Here is a 1,218-nt window from a genome sequence, read left to right as displayed (position 1 = left end):
CGCCGCTCGCCCCCGCGGTATCCACCCCCGCCGCACGGCCCGCCGGCGCGCCGCGCGCGCCTATCCCGGCGGGGTGGCCGGGAACCTTGTGGCCCGGGGCCCCCCGTCCGTCTCGTGGTGACGCCCGTCAGGCGCTGACGTTCGTCACATGGTGACGTCTATCAGGCCGTGGCGTCTGTCACCAGGTGAGGACGAAGCGCCCGCGGGTCCCGCCCGCTTCGAGTCGCTCGTGCGCCTCGGCGGCGCGGGACGCCGGGAGCACCTCGGCCACGCGTGGGACGATCGTGCCGCCCTCGACCGCGTGGCGGAGATGCTCGAGCTTGTCGAACGACCGGTACTCGTTGAAGACGAAGACCTGGGTGAAGCGGATACCCTCGGCCCCGTTGCCCTTCCACCCTCGGACGTCGATGAACACGCCACCGTCGCGGAGGGCCGGCACGACGACGTCCCGCTGTACGGCGCAGTCGGCGAGGGCATCGACACCCTCGGGGACGATCGCCCGGACGGCCTCCGCGAACCCGTCGCCGCGCGGCACGACGTGGTCGGCACCGAGCGAGTGCACGAGGGCCTGGTCCTTCTCCGACGTGTCCGCGATGACGGTGATGCCAGCGGCCTTCGCGAGCTGGACCACGTAGTTGCCGAGCAGGCCTGCGGCACCGGTGACGGCCAGGGTCTGCCCGCGCTCGAGCCCGGCGAGTTCGAGCATCTGGATGGCAGTGAGCCCGTTCATGGGCACGGTGGACGCTTCCTCGATCGAGGTGTCACGCGGGATCCGGGTGAACGACCCGACCGGTGCGACCAGGTGTTCGACGTACGCACCGCCGTGGCCGGTGAGCGGTAGCGCGATGGCCATGACCTGGTCCCCGACGGACCACCCCTCGACGTCGGGGCCGATCTCGTCGATGACCCCGGCTGCGTCCATGCCGGGAACGTAGGGCGCGGTCTGCGCGCTCGAGTCCCGCTCCCCCGCGCGAACGCCGGTGTCCGTGGGGTTCACGGCGAACGCCTGCACCGCGATGCGGACCGAACCGCTGCCGGCGTGGACGTCCTCGATCTCGTGGACGGCGAGGGCTTCGGGCCCTCCGAACTGTGTGACTCCGACGACCTTCATGGATCCGGTCTACCGGGTACGCAGTGCCCGATACTCAGGCAATGCGGAACTGTGCCGGGGAATGCAGAAAAGCCCCTGACCGGTGGAGCGTGATGCTCCACCCGTCA

General features: G+C 71.0%; 1 protein-coding gene. It reads right to left on the bottom strand.

Annotated features, from left to right (window positions below):
- Positions 1 to 178 precede the first annotated feature (178 nt).
- A complete protein-coding gene (locus tag QCD68_RS17170) occupies positions 179 to 1,111 on the bottom strand; it encodes an NADP-dependent oxidoreductase (RefSeq protein WP_301223889.1) in 933 nt (310 codons plus the stop codon).
- Positions 1,112 to 1,218: the final 107 nt, after the last annotated feature.

It is taken from the genome of Curtobacterium sp. PsM8, assembly GCF_030433875.1.
In the GTDB taxonomy this organism is placed as follows: domain Bacteria; phylum Actinomycetota; class Actinomycetes; order Actinomycetales; family Microbacteriaceae; genus Curtobacterium.
This window is presented reverse-complemented; position numbering and strand designations above follow the sequence as displayed.